Genomic DNA, 16,174 nt, shown 5'->3' with positions numbered 1-16,174 from the left:
ACTAACTTAGGGGCAGAATAGCGCTCATTTGTTCTAAATCTAACACAGTGGCTAAGTCTGCCTCGGTCATTAACCCTTTTTCTAAAACTATCTGTCGCAATGATTTGCCGGTTTCTAAAGATTCTTTCGCCACAGCGGCAGCATTGAGATAACCAATATGGGTATTGAGGGCAGTGACTAGGGCTAAACTACCTTCCGCATAGGCTACACACCGTTCTTGGTTAGCAGTAATGCCTTGGATACAGCGTTGGGTCAGGGAGGAAATGGTATTACCCAGGATTTCGATGCTGTGAATGAGGTCGTAGGCAATGAGGGGCATCATCACATTTAATTCTAATTGTCCAGCTTGGGCAGCTAGGGCGATCGCATTGTCGTAACCCATGACTTGAAAACAAACCATTGATGTCATCTCTGCCATGACTGGGTTATATTTCCCTGGCATTATGGACGAACCAGGCTGAACAGGTGGTAATTGAATTTCTTTAAATCCAGTTTTGGGGCCAGAGTCCATCAACCGTAGGTCATGGGATATTTTCACTAAATCTTGAGCTAAGTTACGAATAGCACCGGAAACATTGACAAAAGGGGCCATACTTTGCATGGCAGCCATGAGATGGGGTGTAGGTTCCAGAGGAATGTTGAGTAATTCGGAAAGTACCTCCACTACACGGCCACGATATTGAGGATGGGTATTTAAACCAGTTCCCGCTGCACTTCCACCTAAACCCAGCACCATCAAATCCCCGGAGGCGGTATAAATACGGTTTTGATGTTCGGTGAGGATGTAAGCCCAGGCCCGGAAATTTTCACCTAAGCGCACAGGTACAGCGTCCTGGAGGTGAGTTCTACCAGATTTGACGATATCTTGAAATTCGTTGGCTTTGGCTTCCAGGGCTAAAATAGCTGCTTCTAAAGCTGGATGGAGAGTGTTGGTCAAGGCTAATAAACCACCGATGCGAATGGCTGTAGGAATTACATCATTGGTGGACTGTCCATAGTTTACATGGTCGTTAGGACTGACTCGTTTATAGTTGCCTTTTTCATCACCGAGAATTTCTAGGGCCCGGTTGGCTAGAACTTCGTTGACGTTCATGTGGTGGGAAGTTCCTGCACCTGCTTGATAGACATCCACCACAAACTGATCCCGTAAATTTCCTGCCAAGATTTCATCGGTCGCTTGGATAATAGCCTGACTGATATCTTGGGGAATACAGCCTAATTCACCATTGACAATAGCTGTAGCTTTTTTAATATATAAACAAGCATTTACGTAAGTAGGTAATGGCTTTAATCCACTGATGGCGAAGTTTTCAATGGCTCTTAGGGTTTGAATACCGTAATAAACGTTACTAGGAATAGAGCGATCACCCATCGAGTCTCGTTCAATGCGAAAATCTGTATTGTTGGTCATAATCTGGGAAGGATAATCTCAAAATACAGATCATCCCATGCAGATAGACCAAAAGCCGAAATTTTCAGTTTAGAACTTCTGTTCGCGCAGCGTGCCGTAGGCATACTCCTGAACTCCTGTCTTCTTCTTTTATGAACCCGATTCGTTACAAAGCACCTGTCGCATTTTGCGGAGGTTAGCTGGTAACTCGTGATTCATAGATTGTTGAATAAAAATTGAGGGGATAGGAATATTCGGTGTAGCTTGAACTTTATAGGTGATCAAAGTCCCATTTCCCATGTCTTTTAACTCTAAATGGGCGTTAAAGTCTTCAAAAGAGCCTTTTAAGAAGCGGAATTGGATTTGCTGTCCTAGCACTTCGACAACGTTGAGGTAAATTTCTACTTGAGCAGTAAAAAATAAAAAGGCTTTTTGACCTACTTGATACAGATATTTCCCATCTCCCTTGGATATAATTTCACTTTTGGTGACATCGGGAAAATACTGTACCCATCGAGGGTAATCTGTAAGTTTTTGCCATACATGGGAGCGAACTAGGGGTAAATATATCCAAGCTGTGACTGCACCACCCCAGGTATTATGCGATCGCGTTTCTACTAAAACTTCTCCCTGTACGAGCAACTGCTGTTTGTTTTGACTCCCAACCATATCCCCACCGTGCATAGTTGAGCCTGAATAAAAATTAGACATAATAATTTTAGTTACTCCTCAATTAGTCTCCTGGACTAGGCTGTCATAGTAACAACTATTAGACTCCTACAATTATTTTTCCCATGAGCATAGATATTAATTACAGTTGCAGAGGTTAATTTTTCGGACAATAATGATTGTAAATTAATGTATATTAATCAAATTTAATTTAAAAATTTGTTGTATCGGTTATTTAGATAATTAGCAACATATCCTCTCATAAATTATGGAGAATGACTATAAGTAATAATTGCTATTTTTGCCGTATCAACCTCAACATATGGTCAAACTTAAAAATTCAGTATTCAAAAAGCTTGTACCGCGATGAAAATCAACAATAGTCTATCAAGTCGCCAGTTTTTGATCAATAATTGAGTTTAATGAGAAACAGCAGATATATAGGTAAATTTGCAATTGTGCAATTATGAAAATTACTCAACTGATCATTGATAGCTGTGGACAAGGCAGTTGGGACATTAACTAAAACTTAGATACCCAAAGTCTGTTGACACTGTCTCCTGTACCCTGGGATGCACTGTATATCAACTACGCGGTAGTTAAGCGTAGTTGAAACTTGATAACCGTGGAGTCTGATCGCTAAACCGTTCGTGCAGCATTAGCGATAGTGTCACCTGCTGTATCTATAAAGGCGCTGCTGATTTCCCACAATTACCGTTCAGCAACGCCAAATCAGATAATAGCAGATAGACCCGACAGCAAATTTTAGGTAAATGAGGCAAGAAATTTAAGAACAAATCTATGTACCAAGAGATTTTCCATTTTTCTGTTTCTTCTTGCCTGTTACCTGCTGTAGGATTTACACTGCTTCTGTGTTTTTTTCGCCAGTACGAATACGGACAACTTGTTCAACAGGAGAGATGAAAATTTTACCATCACCAATTTCACCTGTTCTAGCAGCAGCAATAATCTTGTCTACTACCATATCAACTTGAGCATCTTCAACCACAATTTCTACTTTCAGTTTTTGTAGAAACTCCACTGTATATTCTGAACCACGATACCGTTCAGTTTGACCTTTTTGGCGACCAAAACCCCGCACCTCGGAAACAGTCATACCGACAATACCAGCATTTACCAAGGCAATCTTCACTTCATCTAGCTTAAATGGACGGATAATGGCTTCTACTTTTTTCATTGATTTTGATTCCTGACTTTTAATAGCGTCGTTTATCTATCTAACCAGATTCGTTGTCTAACGCTGTAACTACAGCACTACTTAATAGAGAGTTATACAGCTAGAAGGAACCTTTCAGTTGAATAGGATACACTGGGAAGGGAAGATATTGGTCGATACCGTTGAGGTCAATTGATTTTGTCGTGGTTGAGGTGCAGAAAATTTGATTGCCAATAGTTGAAGAATTTCTATTGATTTGTTTGTAATAAAGAACGCCAATCAGCGATCGCCTGTTCAGTCCACAGCCAATTATGAGATAATTTGTCTACGGTAAAATTTACTGGCTCTTTCTGAATCACCATTTGTCTGAGCTTAATCGCTTCATTAATATATTGTTGTTGCTTGCTACTATCTTGATTATTAGCTGATTTATACAAACCCAAGGCTAATCCAGCATAGGCAGTTAATGCTTCCGAGGGAATTTCAATTTGGCTGGCTGTACTAGAACTAGTATTTTGCTGGGAGTTGAGGGCTAAATTCAAGGCTTTGAACCAGGCATCATTCGCCCGATTTAAGTTTCCTTCCGCATAATAAGCAAAACCCAAAGCATTGTTATACACAACCGAATCTGGTCGGTCTCGTACTGCCACTTCCCAGTAACGACGGGCATCATCAATACTATATTTTTCTTCTCCTTTCTGGACTAATTGCCAAGCCAAACGGCCCCGCAAAAAGTTGACTTCCGCATCTTGACGTAATCGTGGAGGAATTAAATCTAAGGCTGTTTCTGCATCGGCTAAAGCGCCACGACTGAGTAGCGCATCTACGGCTTCTAGTCCTGCTTGTAAATTGCCTTGACTCAACAGTGCTGTGGCAGATGCTGTTACCATTCCCGTTGGGGATGTTTGTAAATTGATGGGTTTATGGTTCTGTTGGGCTAAATTTTCTGTGGGAATGGTAGGAATATCGGCGATGATTCCCGAATTTCGATATTGCCACCAACTAATAACTAAAGTTAGGGCGATCGCACTACTACCCACAACACCGATAATTTTCCATATAGGTCTTTTTTTCGGTCTTTTGGGACGGTTTGATGGCGGCAAGGAAGAAGTAAGAGGTGGCGTTTCTAAATCTAAAACCGTAGGTGCTGCGGAAGCGGGAGTTTCACCCCACAAACTTAAAGCCTCTTCCACCTTCATCACCTGCATATCCTCCTCATCATCCTGGGGCTGTAATAACTCTGCCGTCAAGGTGCTGTCAGTGACCTCTGAGGGGTGATTTAATTGGCGTAATAAATCGGAAACAATAGCAGAATCTTCGTCATAACTGGATTCATCATATTCGATGTCATTGCCTAAATCATCCCAAGCATCTTCACCCACCCAATCTAACCCCAAAGGGTCGCTATCAAAACTAGCCGTCATCTCGATGTCATCAACCAAAGGAGAATAGAAGGAATTGGTTGTTGATACTACAGGTATCTGATATTCATTCAGTAACTCACCATGACCAGATCCACTTCCTTGGGCGGTCAAAAAGCCGTCAAACTCCCTTTGCAAGTACAATACTGGTAATGCCCAGTACATTTGGTGAGAACCATAGGCAGAAATTAACCCCTGTCTGACTCTACTCACACACAAATCTAATGAATACCCTTGGTTTAGGTTCCGGTAAAACAGTTGTGTTAATGTCAGTGCTACTTCATCAGGAATTCTTTCTGACATGGCCAAGACACTTCTAATACCTCGTTTGACCAAACTTTCTGTCAGGTTCCTTTCCGCTGTATCTCCAGCCCCATCAGATTTAGCACTATAAGCCCCTAAGCAGGAATTAAACACTGCCATCTGGATATTGTTATTGACTAACAACCCTGCCAAATCGTCGCCACTCAGGATTTCTGTCAGACCAGTTTTGCGACTAACTAGATAAATTTCCCCTCCATTGGCCCCCACATTGCTATGGCCAGAGTAATGGAGAATATGATATCTTCCCTGTTCTAAGGCTTGGGTGAGTTCTTCCCGCCCTGGTTGGTCAAGAACTGTCAATTCGATTTCCGGTACATACTGGTTGTCTGTCCCTAATCTAGAGGGTTGTCGATGCAATTCTGCTTGCAGGTTAATAGCTTCTTGTTTAAGTAAATCTAGTCGGACTTGATCAGTGGGTGCAGAAATCACCATCAAGACCTTGACCCCTTTTGTGTCCTGGGAAGTTGGGGTTTTATGGGTGGGTAGAGAAGCTGCTGGTATTCCACTTTGATAGCGAGAGAAAGCGATATAGGGACCGGTAGCGAGGGGGCGATCTCCTGCGTGCATCACTTCCCAAGGTAAACTAGCTAAACGAGTATCCTTTAGCCCTAGCCGCAACCGCAGTACCTGTTGTTGATTTTGAGCAATTCCTTGGGCGGTAATCCAACTATCCCTGAGAGTCCCTTGAAATAGGGCGTTATATAATTGCTGACCTAACGCGACCAAATTGACTGAGTTAATGGCAAACATGTCTCCCTGCAATACTGATTGCAATGGGTCATTGATTAAATTTCCTGCCGTCGCTAACCACTCAGCCACAGGCCAAGTTACCAATTCCTCTGCCAATGGCACCCCAGGTGCGACTTGTTCCGTCCGCACCAAGTAGTCATTTTGTCCTACCAGGGTTACGGAAATATGAAATTCCTGTGGGAGTACCATAAATCAATGTGTTTAGCTTCTACTACTTTAATTAATGCTCAAAAAATTGCAAATTGCCTTGATCAATTTAGAGCATCTATCAAGTTAATAAATGTTGGCGCAATCTGCTCAACAGATGCTCATATTTTAATCGACATCTCAGTAGAACCTAAAACTATTGCCTGCAACTTAGATGGTAGAAAAAGTGGCTACCAACCTGTTTCTGATTTCTGAAACACGTAACCTGCTACTTCTAAAATTTCTTGGGCAGTTAACTTATCTTTGAAAGCAGGCATTGCCCCTTTACCATTTTGGACTTGATGAATAATAGCCTGTAACGGCTCCTGTTGATAATTTTCTAAGTATTTTGATAATGCTTCTTTGTGCAAAGTTTTCTGTTCAATCAGGATATTTGCCCCGCCTATGTGACACGCAGCACAGTTAGAGTTAAATATTTTGCTTCCGTTCGATGTTTCTGCGGCTATAGCTGGATGAATAAATATAAGGTTAAATAGAGCGATCGCCCATACTAAAATCAATAATATTCTGCTCAAGAGATTTTCCTCGCAACAACCATCCAGCAACTGAAAAACTTTCTTCAGTAACTATTCTATGGCTGATAGCCACCTGAGGAATTGATTTACATCTATAATTTTTAGCTGCTATGTATAGCCTAATACAGGTCTCTCATTTTAGCTGTGGGCGGGTGGGGTGAATCATTCCTTGATGGGGGAAATAGGGGTAACAGGGAAAGAGTTTAAATTTGTTACCCTCTAGCTCTAGCTACTGTGAGAGACTATTGGCAAAATCTTGTAATTGTAGTTCCCATTCCCCCTGTTCCCTGTTCCCGGTATTTTTAACCTTGAACAGTGATTTTACCAACCATACCAGCACCACGATGGGGTTCGCAGTAGAAGGTGTAGTCACCAGGTGCTGCATCTGCGGGGATCACAGTCTCTTGCGATTGACCAGGATTCATCAGCAACTTTTTATGAGACAAAGACTTAGCTAAATCAGCACTTTTAGCAGGGTTGAGAGCAGCATCAAAAACTACGTTATGGGGAGGAACTTTATTATTTACCCATTTAATTGTGTCCCCTGGTTTAACAGTGAGTTTTTTGGGTTGAAATCCTAACATGCCTTGATCAGTTCCCAGCTTCACTGTGTAGGTTTCAGCAGCAGCAGTGGGAGCGACAATTGCAAAGCTGCTAATCACCAACAGCACTGTTAACACAGCTAATCCAAAACGTTTCCATGTGGCAGCAATAAATTTCATTGCTCTCTCCTAACGACTAGTTTGATTTTTCTTTTCTTATTTTAAATAAGATTAACCCTAAATATGACAATCTGTCATATATACTTTTTAAATAAATGAAAAATAGTCATATCTGCCCACATTTTGCTGTTGTCCTGGGTTTACCCTTGAATATCTGGAGTTCCTAGCCCTGATACCAGAGAGCATTTCTTTGATTTAGCGCAATTAATCTTGCTAAAACTGGCGCACCCAAGTGTCAGAACCAAGAACTCACTTACCCCAGACAGTAAGGGCAAAACTGCCCCTACATTAATTCCCTACAGACAAGTATCTTTGTGACCTTAGTAATAAATCTTACCGCCACCCCATCTGGTGCCAACTACTTTTGGTTGTAGGAGAATATGACCAGCGATCGCTACTAAGTCATCTTCAGTCAGATTTCGCATTTCTGTAAAGATATCCGCACTCTTGAGACTGGGGTGTAGTTCAGAAATTTCCTGTTCACCATCGTAGGTGGTAGGATTCTTCATGTAGTCAACCAGACCTTCAATGTTATCTCGCTTAGGTGTAGCTAGTGCTAAAGCTTCTGGTTCTAAGCCCACATTTTGATTGGTTTTGGTCACACCACCAACATGGCATTGAGCGCAAGCATATTGAAATAAAGTTTTACCTTCTTTAACTTGCTTTAGACTCAAAACAACGGTATCACCTTGCTCATTTAATCGAACTGTCCGGGTAGCTTCATCCAGTTCTAGAGCGCTTGCAGCATTGATGAATAGCTGAAACGTCAGCAACACAGTAGCCACAACAACGCCAAATATTCTTCTAAACATGTTTCCCCTTAAAGATTTTGATGCTCAACACAGCTAAAGTAGCGATACTCAATCTCCAACGTTTGCTAATTGCTGATGGCTAATTTTTTTGCTAGTAGCCATTAGCACCCATCAAGTCATAACTACTTCTTGGGTGCGTTGCCAAAAATAATTGGGACTTAATTGCCTGGGCACAACCTAACGCCAAATGGGTCTTATGGTACTGACAAGCAATTAAGAATAGTTTAGACAGAGATAACTCAGGCCCCACAGTTATGCTATGGTCTGGCTCTATCTCTGCGGTCTTTAGGTCTGGAAAACCCATAAAGCTTGTTAAGTGATAGATAGAGATTGAGTCGCTGTAATACCAATATCATGTTAGGAGTCCAATTTGTTCGCCAAAATACTGTTTTCGGTAATCAGCAGGGGATAAGTGTAACTAATGAGAAGTTGTCTACTGGGTTTAATGATGTGCTAGTAGTTACTTCATGTATACCAAATGACCTTATAGTAAAAAGCCTCGGCACCTGCCAAGGCTGTATTTAGTTTCCTTAATTCATCAGCTACAAGTTTAGGTAGCAAAAGGGGAGAAATGGGGGAGAAAGTAGTTGTTAGGGCAAAATAAACCCATATTTCTTGAATACAGCCCTAGCTTCTGGACTGGAGAGAAAACGGGCAAAATCTTTAGCAGCATCAATATTCTTGCTGCGCTTGACGACTGCCAAAGGATAAATAATGGGTGAATGATATTTTTCATCAGCCGCAACTACCACTTTGATATTTCTGGAAATCTTGGCATCAGTGATATAAACTAAACCAGCATCAGCATTACCACTTTCCACAGATGCCAGCACCTGACGTACATTATTAGCGAACACAAGTTTAGATTTCACCTGAGGCCAGATTTTTAATTGTTCTAATACTTGCTGTGCATATTGTCCTGCGGGTACGCTTCTCGGTTCACCAATGGCAATTTTCTTAATCTTGGAGTCTTTTAAGTGATAGAAACTGGTAATGCCATTAACATTTTTCGGGACAACTAATACTAGACGGTTTTTAGCGATAATGCTGCGAGTATTAGCACTTAAAAAACCTTTTTGTTCTAAAGCATCTACTTGCCTTTTTGCCGCAGAGATAAATATATCCGCAGGTGCACCTTGCTCAATTTGCTGTTGTAGTGCACCTGATGCCCCAAAGTTATAACGAACACTGACTCCTGGGTTATTACTTTGGTAAAGATTTTTAATTTCTTCTAGGGATTCTTTTAAACTGGCAGCAGCGGATACGAGTAAGCTGGTGTTGGATTGAGCAACGACGGGTGAAGAGTGGATGGTTGGTAAGCCAACTGATAACAGAAATCCAAAAATTAAGTTAGCAAAATAGACGAAGATTTTTCTGCGTTTCATTGGTAAACAACTCAGAGAGAATTTGGCTGAGACACAATTGATAATTATTTACAGAATACCAACTTTACCCAATAAATACCAACAAACTTAGTAATATTTGGATATTTACCGCTAAATTTACCAACTAAGTTGTTTAAAAGCAGATTGTATCCTTGGCTCAGGGACTCATACTGTAGCCAAAGTTACGGTATTGCTAGGATGAATTGATTAACTGCATCAAGTAAATCCAAAATCACTGGTTCACAAAATGGCGATGGAGTTTTTGTAACTGAATTAGGTATACTACGGTTAATCAGTCGGAAAAGAGTTATATATGCAGATGTCTCTATACCCAGGTCTGACACAGTTACCCATCAAAGATACTCGCCAATATTTTGCCAGGCGATCGCTCTTACCAGATCAGAAAAATACAATTTGGCAAATAGAAACAGGCTTTGTGAGGACTTTTACTTATCTAGAAGACGGTACTACGGTGGCCCTGGGATTATGGGGGCCTGGTGATATGGTTGGTACTGCTTTTTCTCAGGTTAAGCCATATCAAATAGAATGCTTGACCAAAGTTGAGGTAAATCTTATCCCCTTAGGAGAATACAGCGAAATTGCACAAACTCTACTTCATCATATTCAACAAGCCGAAGAATTAATGATAATTCGTAGTTATAAAAAAGTAGAAACTATGTTAATTAAATTGTTGGCATGGTTGTCTAAAAAATTCGGGTCAGAAGTGGAAAAAGGACGTTTAATTGATATGCGTCTTACCCATGAAGATTTAGCGGAAATGATTGGTTCAACTCGCGTGACAATTACTCGTATTCTTGGTCAATTAGAGCAGGAAGGCTTAATTGATAGGTTATCCCTACATCGCATTGTGTTACGAGAAGAGGAAGTTTGGTACTATGAAATTTAAGTAAATAGGTTTTGATATTGACTAACATCAGAGCAATCTCAGTAAATTATTCCCAGGTATTTCCAATTATTGAATGTGAATTTGATAGTCACGAAAAGTCCAGAAGATTGCTCAATTAAAATTTGCTCTATTGAAAATAACAAGTAGCTAATTCACAGCAGGATTATTGAATGTAAAGCTAATAAGCAGCAATTAAATTAACCGTTTCACCTGGAATCATGGTCAATGAGATTGTGAAATGGGCGATCGCTGTCTCAACCACTTTGGTAAAATCCATCATTACTCTGAAGCACAGAAAGACGTGCTGTGATGTTGGGGTTGAGAAGAGTTTGTCCTGTGCAGATATCTTGACCAAAAAACAAGGTGATGAAACAGGTTACATAACTTTTTCAGTAATTGTCTCAGGACTCACTTACTACGCGTGATGGTATCTTATTCCCAGTAACATTGATGACTCTAGAGATATGGTCTATGGTCGGTCAAGTCTCTAGGCAATTGATTTTATAAAAGTTTACAGAAACTGGGAATAAGAGCGATGAATTTTTCTGACTATATATTTCATCAACCTATTACTCTCACTAATTGCGATCGCGAACCTATTCATATTCCTAACGCAATTCAACCCCATGGTGTCTTATTGATTTTTAACGAAGACAATTGGCAGATTACGCTAGTCAGTGATAACACTGACTCAATTCTTGGTTATTCACCCCAAGAATTACTCAACCAAAGTTTAAGTAAAATTCTCTCCACAGAAGACATAGATGCTATCACTCACTGTTTAGATCGGGATTTTGAAGCAATTAATCCCCTAAATTTAAAAGTTTGTAATGCAGCCCAAGAAACAATTAATTTCTCTGGGATTGTTCACCGCTCTTTAGAAAATTTAATAATTTTAGAGCTTGAACCAGTTCATCAAAAAGAAACCTATGATTTTTTAGGATTTTATCAATTAACTCGTCAGTTGCTGGCAAAAATTAAACATGCTTCTAATGTCAGTATTTTAAGCCAGTTAATTGCAGAAGAAATTAGAGAAATTACTAACTTCGATCGGGTAATGGTCTATCGTTTTGATTTAGATGGTTCAGGAGAAGTCATTGCCGAAGCTAAACAACCAGATTTACATACCTATTTAGGTTTACGCTACCCTGATAGCGATATTCCCAAACAAGCTAAGGAATTATATCGTTTAAATAAATTACGTTTAATTCCTAATGTTAATTATCAACCTGCTGCTTTAATTCCTAACCTTTCTCCTGTCACTCAAAAGTCACCAGATTTAAGTTTGTCTGTTTTACGGAGTGTATCACCATTGCATATTGAATATTTACAAAATATGCAAGTAGGTGCATCCATGTCTATTTCTATATTAAAAAATAATCGTTTATGGGGATTAATTGCTTGTCATCATCAATCATCAAAATATATTTCCTATCATGTTCGTACATTTTGTGAGTTGATTGGGCAGTTAATGTCTATTGAATTGAGCAACAAAGAAGATCAGGAAAATTTAAACGATAAAATTACATTAAAGAATTTGCTTTCTCATTTTGTCGAAAGTATATCTGAATCAGAAGACTTTATTGATGTTTTATCTCAAAATAAATCAAGGTTATTACAATTAGTTAATGCCAGTGGTGCCGCAGTTATTTCTAATAATGTAATTATGTTATTAGGAAGAACTCCCCTAGAAAATCAAGTTCAGGAATTAATAGACTGGATAATTCCTAATTTACAAAATAATCTTTATTATACTAATGCTTTACCTCAGGTTTATTCACCAGCAGAACAATTTAAAGAATTAAGTAGTGGAATTATTGCCATTTCCATTACCAAAACCCACCGCAATTTAATTATCTGGTTTCGTCCTGAAGTCATTCAAACGGTAGATTGGGGAGGTAATCCTGAAAAACAAAAAAATATTGATGAGAAGGGTAATTTAATTCTTTCACCACGTAAATCTTTTGAAAAATGGCAGGAAATTGTCCAATTAAAAAGCTTACCTTGGCAAAAATATGAAATCGAAGCAGTCATTGAATTGCGTAGTGTGATTGTTGGTATCATTCTCAAAAAAGCTGACGAATTAGCTGTAATTAATGAACAGTTGCAAGAAAGTAATAATGAATTAGATGCCTTTGCTTATATTGCTTCCCATGATTTGAAAGAACCATTAAGAGGTATTCATAATTATGCTAGTTTTCTGTTAGAAGATTATCGACATCAATTGGATGAAGATGGTGTCCATAAATTAGACACCTTAATGCAATTAACAAATCGTATGGAGAATTTAATTAATGCACTATTACATTTTTCTCGATTATCTCGAACTGAATTGTATCGAACTGATATTCGTCTCAATGACTTAGCAAATAATGTCTTGAATGTGCTCAAAATTAGCCAATCTGAACATCAAATAAATGTGGAAATTGCTGATGATTTTCCACTGGTGCAAGCTGATAGAATTTTAGTAGAAGAAATTTACACTAACTTAATGAGTAATGCAATTAAGTACAATGAAAAACCAGAAAAAGAAATAGAAATTGGTTGGACTATCGGTAAACCACATTGGGCATTAATAGATCATCAGTGCTTTCACCAAGATGTCCCAGTTTTTTACGTAAAGGATAATGGAATTGGCATTAGAGAAAAACATTTTGAAAGTATTTTTCGCATTTTTAAACGCTTGCATGGACGAAGCCAATATGGTGGTGGCACTGGTGCAGGATTGACAATTGTCAAGAAAATTGTAGAAAGACATGGAGGACAAATTTGGGTAGAATCAAAATTAATGGAAGGAACAACATTTTATTTTACGCTTGCCAAATCAAATGAAAATTGAGGATAAATCTATAAGTTTATTAGTAGTGGAAGATAGTGATGAAGATTTTGAATCCTTCAACAGGGTGATTAAATCTTTAAATTTTTCCTTTCCCATTTATCGATGTATTGATGGAGATGCTGCTTTAGATTTTTTGTTTCATGAAGGAGAATTTTCTCAATCAAACACTGTGCCTCGTCCTAATTTAATTCTTTTAGATTTGAATTTACCGGGAACTGATGGTAGAGAGGTATTAGAAACTATTAAAAAAAATGAAGAATTAAAATCAATTCCTATTGTTGTTTTTACGACATCATTCAATCATAAAGATGTAAACTTCTGTTATAAACATGGTGTAAATAACTATATATTAAAGCCAATGGGGTTATCAGCATTGACTGAAACCCTGAATACTGTGATTAAATATTGGTTTGACTTGTCTGTTTTACCTGATTAGAAATCAATCATCTATGGTAATTATGCTAGGTAGTAGAGATAATAATGTCTGGGATTCTGGAAATGTAGGGCATCAAATGATAATTTCTACTCACTACCCATACACAACTTATTCATGTAATAAACCTATGGCAACCAATTAGGGTGATAACCAACTAGGGGAAGTTGTTCTGGTTTGATTTCAATGTTGGGATTATCAACGATAGGTAATAGGGGCATTAACCACAAACTACTGGTAGAAATTGGTTCTCCTTCCTCAGTTTTCAAACTATTAGTTGGTGGTATGACATTATCTGCAAAGGGAACTACTTGGTCAAATAACAAGCCTAAACCATCCGGTGCTAAATTCATTTGTACATTTCTTTGGGCTGGAGGTAGTAACAGCAGTGGTTTTTGTTCCCCTGTTTTTAAGTTAATGGCTACTAGATAGGGCTGTTCAATATATTGGTCTTTGGAGACTAATTGTGTAAGTAAACAGTAAATAGTGGGTGAGGCTGTATCAAAGTTACAACTAAGAATTGAGCCTGTAGTTTTTAATAGTTGTTTTTGCACACCTTGATTAGTGACTAAAAATAAGTCGCGAGTGTAGTCAGTGTTAAACTTGACCATTGCGGCTTGCGATCCGTCTTTAGAAAAAGCCTTAACTAAACCAAATTGGGGCAGAAAATCTAAAGGTTTACTAGCATTGGTTTCTAAAGATAAAATCGCTGTTCCTTGACCTTGGGCTACTGCTACTGCTTTACTATCTGGTGTGATTAGAAAGTCTCCTGGTGGCTGACTTTGGAGTTTTTGAGGCGTGGTTTTTTCTCCATAATTATCACTATTGAGGTGTAAGTACCATAATCCAAAGTCACTAGGATTATCTCTTTTTCCCCGTTGAATAACTACAGTTTTTCCATCAGGAGAAAGGTCAAATTTGAGGTTTTGGTATTCCTTATTATCTAAAATGAGATTAACTTTACCTGCTGGTTCTGTCTGTTTACCAACCTTGCTAGGAATACCTGTTGTGACTGTATAGATTTGGGCAGAGAGAATATCTGGATTTTGGGAAGAACGGGCAGAGAATAATATTTTCTCTCCATCAGGAAATGGCTCAAAATCCATCACTAATAAATCTTTAGGTGTGAGTACCTTCTTTTGTTCTTGGGTTAAGTTATAAACTACTAATTGCCCTTGTTCTTGAGGGTTAGCTCCTACATAAATAATCGCTCGGTTGCGTGTGCTGAAACTACCTGTAAAAGGGTGAATTAGCCTTTTTTTACCTTCGATGCGAGAAAATTTATCGATCGCTCCCTGTAACTGCACCTTATAATTTGAGCCGTAAGGTGCTGGTGTTAACAGTGTGTACACCATTCTCCGTCCCGCCCAACTAATTTTACCTGCTAGCGGTGGGTCAACTTTTAAGTTGTCCTCGACGCTTTTAGTATCCATTGGTCGGCTAAAAGTCATCGTAAAAGAGGTATCGTCAGCACCTATTTGCTGATTTTGCCAGGTAAAGTCCCTTACTTTCGGCTTGACTGCATCACCTTGCCAGATCATCAACCCAATCAGTAGACTCAGCAAGAGTATGACAGCGATCGCTACTCGGTCTAATGGTTGAATAGATTTAGAAGATTTAATCATTTTGAATAGAAGTTACAGAAGTTCAGAAGTATGGCTGCGCCACGCTGCGCGAACAGGAGTGAATTATTTTAGGACTTACTCACAATATCTCTCAAACCCTCTTTCCTATCTCTCTAGATATGCTGCACGAACTAATTCTTGATTGATTCGGGGGTCATTCTGTTGTGATTCTTATGTAAGTCCTAGATTTTTCCCTTTCTTCCCCTTCTTCCCGATTTTGTTAATAGCTATAAGGATTCTTGGGTTGGGGAATTTTCTTTAGAGATGTGGCGTTAATTGTGAGTTGGCGTTTACCGACATGGGTTTCGGTCGTCATTTGTCCTTCTACTTCTAGCCAGGTGTCTGGTGGATATTGGTCACGGGTTCCTGGCAATTTTACAGGTAGGCCGATGGGATAAGCATCTGCGGCACAACAGGTAATGACGAATCTAGCTAAAAATAAATGTTCTTTTCCGAGTTCAGGAGGATGAATAACAAAACCTTGTACCTTGACTTTTTGCCCTGTATAAGCATCAGGTTCTGGGTAGACATTGAGTGTGCGTACCCAATCAATGAGCGATCGCTCTTCTGGACGAATGGTAGCTCTAAATGCCTGTGGTTGAGCGCGAACACCTCCCAGTAAGTCACTGACACCACGGTTTAATGCTGTCTGGCTGGCAAAGACGCGGGGTGTAATCATCAACCCTAAAATAGCTGCTGTTAATAGTAAGATACTACCCCAACCAGGTGGAAAAACGCTGATATGTTGGCCGCTGGGAATATCTTGACGGGGGTGGCGTTGCTTTAGTTGCCAAGCTTTGGCTAGAGCAATCATCAGTAACACAATGCTACCCACTATGGCTAACCAAAAGTAATCAGGATGAATTAATAGACTGAGTTTTTCTGTCAGCCAATATTTCAAAATTAAAATTCCCCATGCCGCTATGGCGACGACATCTAGCCAAGGAAGTAAAGGATTTGCTGTTTTGGGTTTAGTCATTGGTCTTTTGTCAAATGCA

The 16,174-nt window shown here is 39.3% G+C and carries 15 protein-coding genes; 4 read left to right on the top strand and 11 right to left on the bottom strand.

Going from position 1 to position 16,174, the window contains the following annotated elements; translation table 11 throughout:
• Window position 1: 1 nt before the first annotated feature.
• The 4 genes from H6G73_RS02835 to hetF form a co-directional block, all read right to left on the bottom strand.
• On the bottom strand, window positions 2-1,411 hold the full coding sequence (locus H6G73_RS02835) for an aspartate ammonia-lyase (RefSeq protein WP_190601429.1): 1,410 nt from the start codon (window positions 1,409-1,411) through the stop codon (window positions 2-4).
• A 129-nt stretch (window positions 1,412-1,540) separates the two neighbouring features.
• Window positions 1,541-2,101 carry an SRPBCC family protein gene (locus tag H6G73_RS02830; protein WP_190601428.1) on the bottom strand — a complete coding sequence of 187 codons (561 nt, stop codon included), beginning with the start codon at window positions 2,099-2,101 and terminating at the stop codon, window positions 1,541-1,543.
• Window positions 2,102-2,918: 817 nt separating this feature from the next.
• Entirely contained in the window at window positions 2,919-3,257 is a 339-nt protein-coding gene (locus H6G73_RS02825; protein ID WP_190601427.1) for a P-II family nitrogen regulator, read from the bottom strand.
• Window positions 3,258-3,484: 227 nt separating this feature from the next.
• Window positions 3,485-5,920, bottom strand: coding sequence for a cell division protein HetF (gene hetF / locus H6G73_RS02820; protein WP_190601426.1), 2,436 nt, complete (start codon window positions 5,918-5,920; stop codon window positions 3,485-3,487).
• Between the two features lie 6 nt (window positions 5,921-5,926).
• Here hetF and H6G73_RS02815 point away from each other — a divergent pair, with 6 nt between their 5' ends.
• Window positions 5,927-6,133 (top strand): hypothetical protein, encoded by a 207-nt coding sequence (locus H6G73_RS02815; protein ID WP_190601425.1) that lies wholly within the window; start codon window positions 5,927-5,929, stop codon window positions 6,131-6,133.
• On the opposite strand, the gene petJ is transcribed toward H6G73_RS02815, so the two are convergent.
• The 5 genes from petJ to modA all read right to left on the bottom strand — a co-directional run bounded on the left by petJ (window position 6,109) and on the right by modA (window position 9,372).
• Window positions 6,109-6,453 (bottom strand): cytochrome c6 PetJ, encoded by a 345-nt coding sequence (petJ, locus tag H6G73_RS02810; protein WP_242034099.1) that lies wholly within the window; start codon window positions 6,451-6,453, stop codon window positions 6,109-6,111. The two genes, H6G73_RS02815 and petJ, sit on opposite strands and share 25 nt — an antisense overlap.
• Window positions 6,454-6,755: 302 nt before the next feature.
• Entirely contained in the window at window positions 6,756-7,175 is a 420-nt protein-coding gene (gene petE, locus H6G73_RS02805; protein WP_190601423.1) for a plastocyanin, read from the bottom strand.
• A gap of 320 nt (window positions 7,176-7,495) precedes the next feature.
• Window positions 7,496-7,987: a photosystem II cytochrome c-550 gene (psbV, locus tag H6G73_RS02800; RefSeq protein ID WP_190601422.1), complete on the bottom strand. Its 492-nt coding sequence runs from the start codon at window positions 7,985-7,987 to the stop codon at window positions 7,496-7,498.
• A 91-nt stretch (window positions 7,988-8,078) separates the two neighbouring features.
• On the bottom strand, window positions 8,079-8,291 hold the full coding sequence (locus tag H6G73_RS02795; protein ID WP_190601421.1) for a hypothetical protein: 213 nt from the start codon (window positions 8,289-8,291) through the stop codon (window positions 8,079-8,081).
• 286 nt (window positions 8,292-8,577) lie between these two features.
• On the bottom strand, window positions 8,578-9,372 hold the full coding sequence (gene modA / locus H6G73_RS02790; protein WP_190601420.1) for a molybdate ABC transporter substrate-binding protein: 795 nt from the start codon (window positions 9,370-9,372) through the stop codon (window positions 8,578-8,580).
• A 319-nt stretch (window positions 9,373-9,691) separates the two neighbouring features.
• On the opposite strand from modA, the gene H6G73_RS02785 reads away from it, so the two are divergent.
• The 3 genes from H6G73_RS02785 (at window position 9,692) to H6G73_RS02775 (ending at window position 13,554) form a co-directional block, all read left to right on the top strand.
• A complete protein-coding gene (locus H6G73_RS02785) occupies window positions 9,692-10,279 on the top strand; it encodes a Crp/Fnr family transcriptional regulator (protein WP_190601419.1) in 588 nt (195 codons plus the stop codon).
• A gap of 535 nt (window positions 10,280-10,814) precedes the next feature.
• Window positions 10,815-13,118: an ATP-binding protein gene (locus H6G73_RS02780; RefSeq protein WP_190601418.1), complete on the top strand. Its 2,304-nt coding sequence runs from the start codon at window positions 10,815-10,817 to the stop codon at window positions 13,116-13,118.
• A complete protein-coding gene (locus H6G73_RS02775; protein WP_190601417.1) occupies window positions 13,108-13,554 on the top strand; it encodes a response regulator in 447 nt (148 codons plus the stop codon). The genes H6G73_RS02780 and H6G73_RS02775 overlap by 11 nt, the downstream gene beginning before the upstream one ends.
• Window positions 13,555-13,679: 125 nt before the next feature.
• Here the strand turns inward: H6G73_RS02775 and H6G73_RS02770 are convergent, their stop codons facing one another.
• Window positions 13,680-15,176, bottom strand: coding sequence for a hypothetical protein (locus tag H6G73_RS02770; RefSeq protein ID WP_190601416.1), 1,497 nt, complete (start codon window positions 15,174-15,176; stop codon window positions 13,680-13,682).
• Window positions 15,177-15,396: 220 nt separating this feature from the next.
• Entirely contained in the window at window positions 15,397-16,155 is a 759-nt protein-coding gene (locus H6G73_RS02765) for a TIGR03943 family putative permease subunit (protein ID WP_190601415.1), read from the bottom strand.
• Between the last annotated feature and the right edge of the window lie 19 nt (window positions 16,156-16,174).

This window comes from Richelia sinica FACHB-800 (assembly GCF_014698825.1).
Taxonomy (GTDB): domain Bacteria; phylum Cyanobacteriota; class Cyanobacteriia; order Cyanobacteriales; family Nostocaceae; genus FACHB-800.
The sequence above is the reverse complement of the archived record's forward strand: the minus strand, read 5'-3'. Positions and strand labels throughout refer to the sequence as shown.

What these genes read in the sequence shown, in the direction of transcription:
- H6G73_RS02835 (WP_190601429.1), bottom strand. Translation starts at nt 1,411, where the DNA reads ATGACCAACAATACAGATTTTCGCATTGAACGAGACTCGATGGGTGAT.
- H6G73_RS02830 (WP_190601428.1), bottom strand. Translation starts at nt 2,101, where the DNA reads ATGTCTAATTTTTATTCAGGCTCAACTATGCACGGTGGGGATATGGTT.
- H6G73_RS02825 (WP_190601427.1), bottom strand. Translation starts at nt 3,257, where the DNA reads ATGAAAAAAGTAGAAGCCATTATCCGTCCATTTAAGCTAGATGAAGTG.
- hetF (WP_190601426.1), bottom strand. Translation starts at nt 5,920, where the DNA reads ATGGTACTCCCACAGGAATTTCATATTTCCGTAACCCTGGTAGGACAA.
- H6G73_RS02815 (WP_190601425.1), top strand. Translation starts at nt 5,927, where the DNA reads ATGTGTTTAGCTTCTACTACTTTAATTAATGCTCAAAAAATTGCAAAT.
- petE (WP_190601423.1), bottom strand. Translation starts at nt 7,175, where the DNA reads ATGAAATTTATTGCTGCCACATGGAAACGTTTTGGATTAGCTGTGTTA.
- psbV (WP_190601422.1), bottom strand. Translation starts at nt 7,987, where the DNA reads ATGTTTAGAAGAATATTTGGCGTTGTTGTGGCTACTGTGTTGCTGACG.
- H6G73_RS02795 (WP_190601421.1), bottom strand. Translation starts at nt 8,291, where the DNA reads ATGGGTTTTCCAGACCTAAAGACCGCAGAGATAGAGCCAGACCATAGC.
- modA (WP_190601420.1), bottom strand. Translation starts at nt 9,372, where the DNA reads ATGAAACGCAGAAAAATCTTCGTCTATTTTGCTAACTTAATTTTTGGA.
- H6G73_RS02785 (WP_190601419.1), top strand. Translation starts at nt 9,692, where the DNA reads ATGTCTCTATACCCAGGTCTGACACAGTTACCCATCAAAGATACTCGC.
- H6G73_RS02780 (WP_190601418.1), top strand. Translation starts at nt 10,815, where the DNA reads ATGAATTTTTCTGACTATATATTTCATCAACCTATTACTCTCACTAAT.
- H6G73_RS02775 (WP_190601417.1), top strand. Translation starts at nt 13,108, where the DNA reads ATGAAAATTGAGGATAAATCTATAAGTTTATTAGTAGTGGAAGATAGT.
- H6G73_RS02770 (WP_190601416.1), bottom strand. Translation starts at nt 15,176, where the DNA reads ATGATTAAATCTTCTAAATCTATTCAACCATTAGACCGAGTAGCGATC.
- H6G73_RS02765 (WP_190601415.1), bottom strand. Translation starts at nt 16,155, where the DNA reads ATGACTAAACCCAAAACAGCAAATCCTTTACTTCCTTGGCTAGATGTC.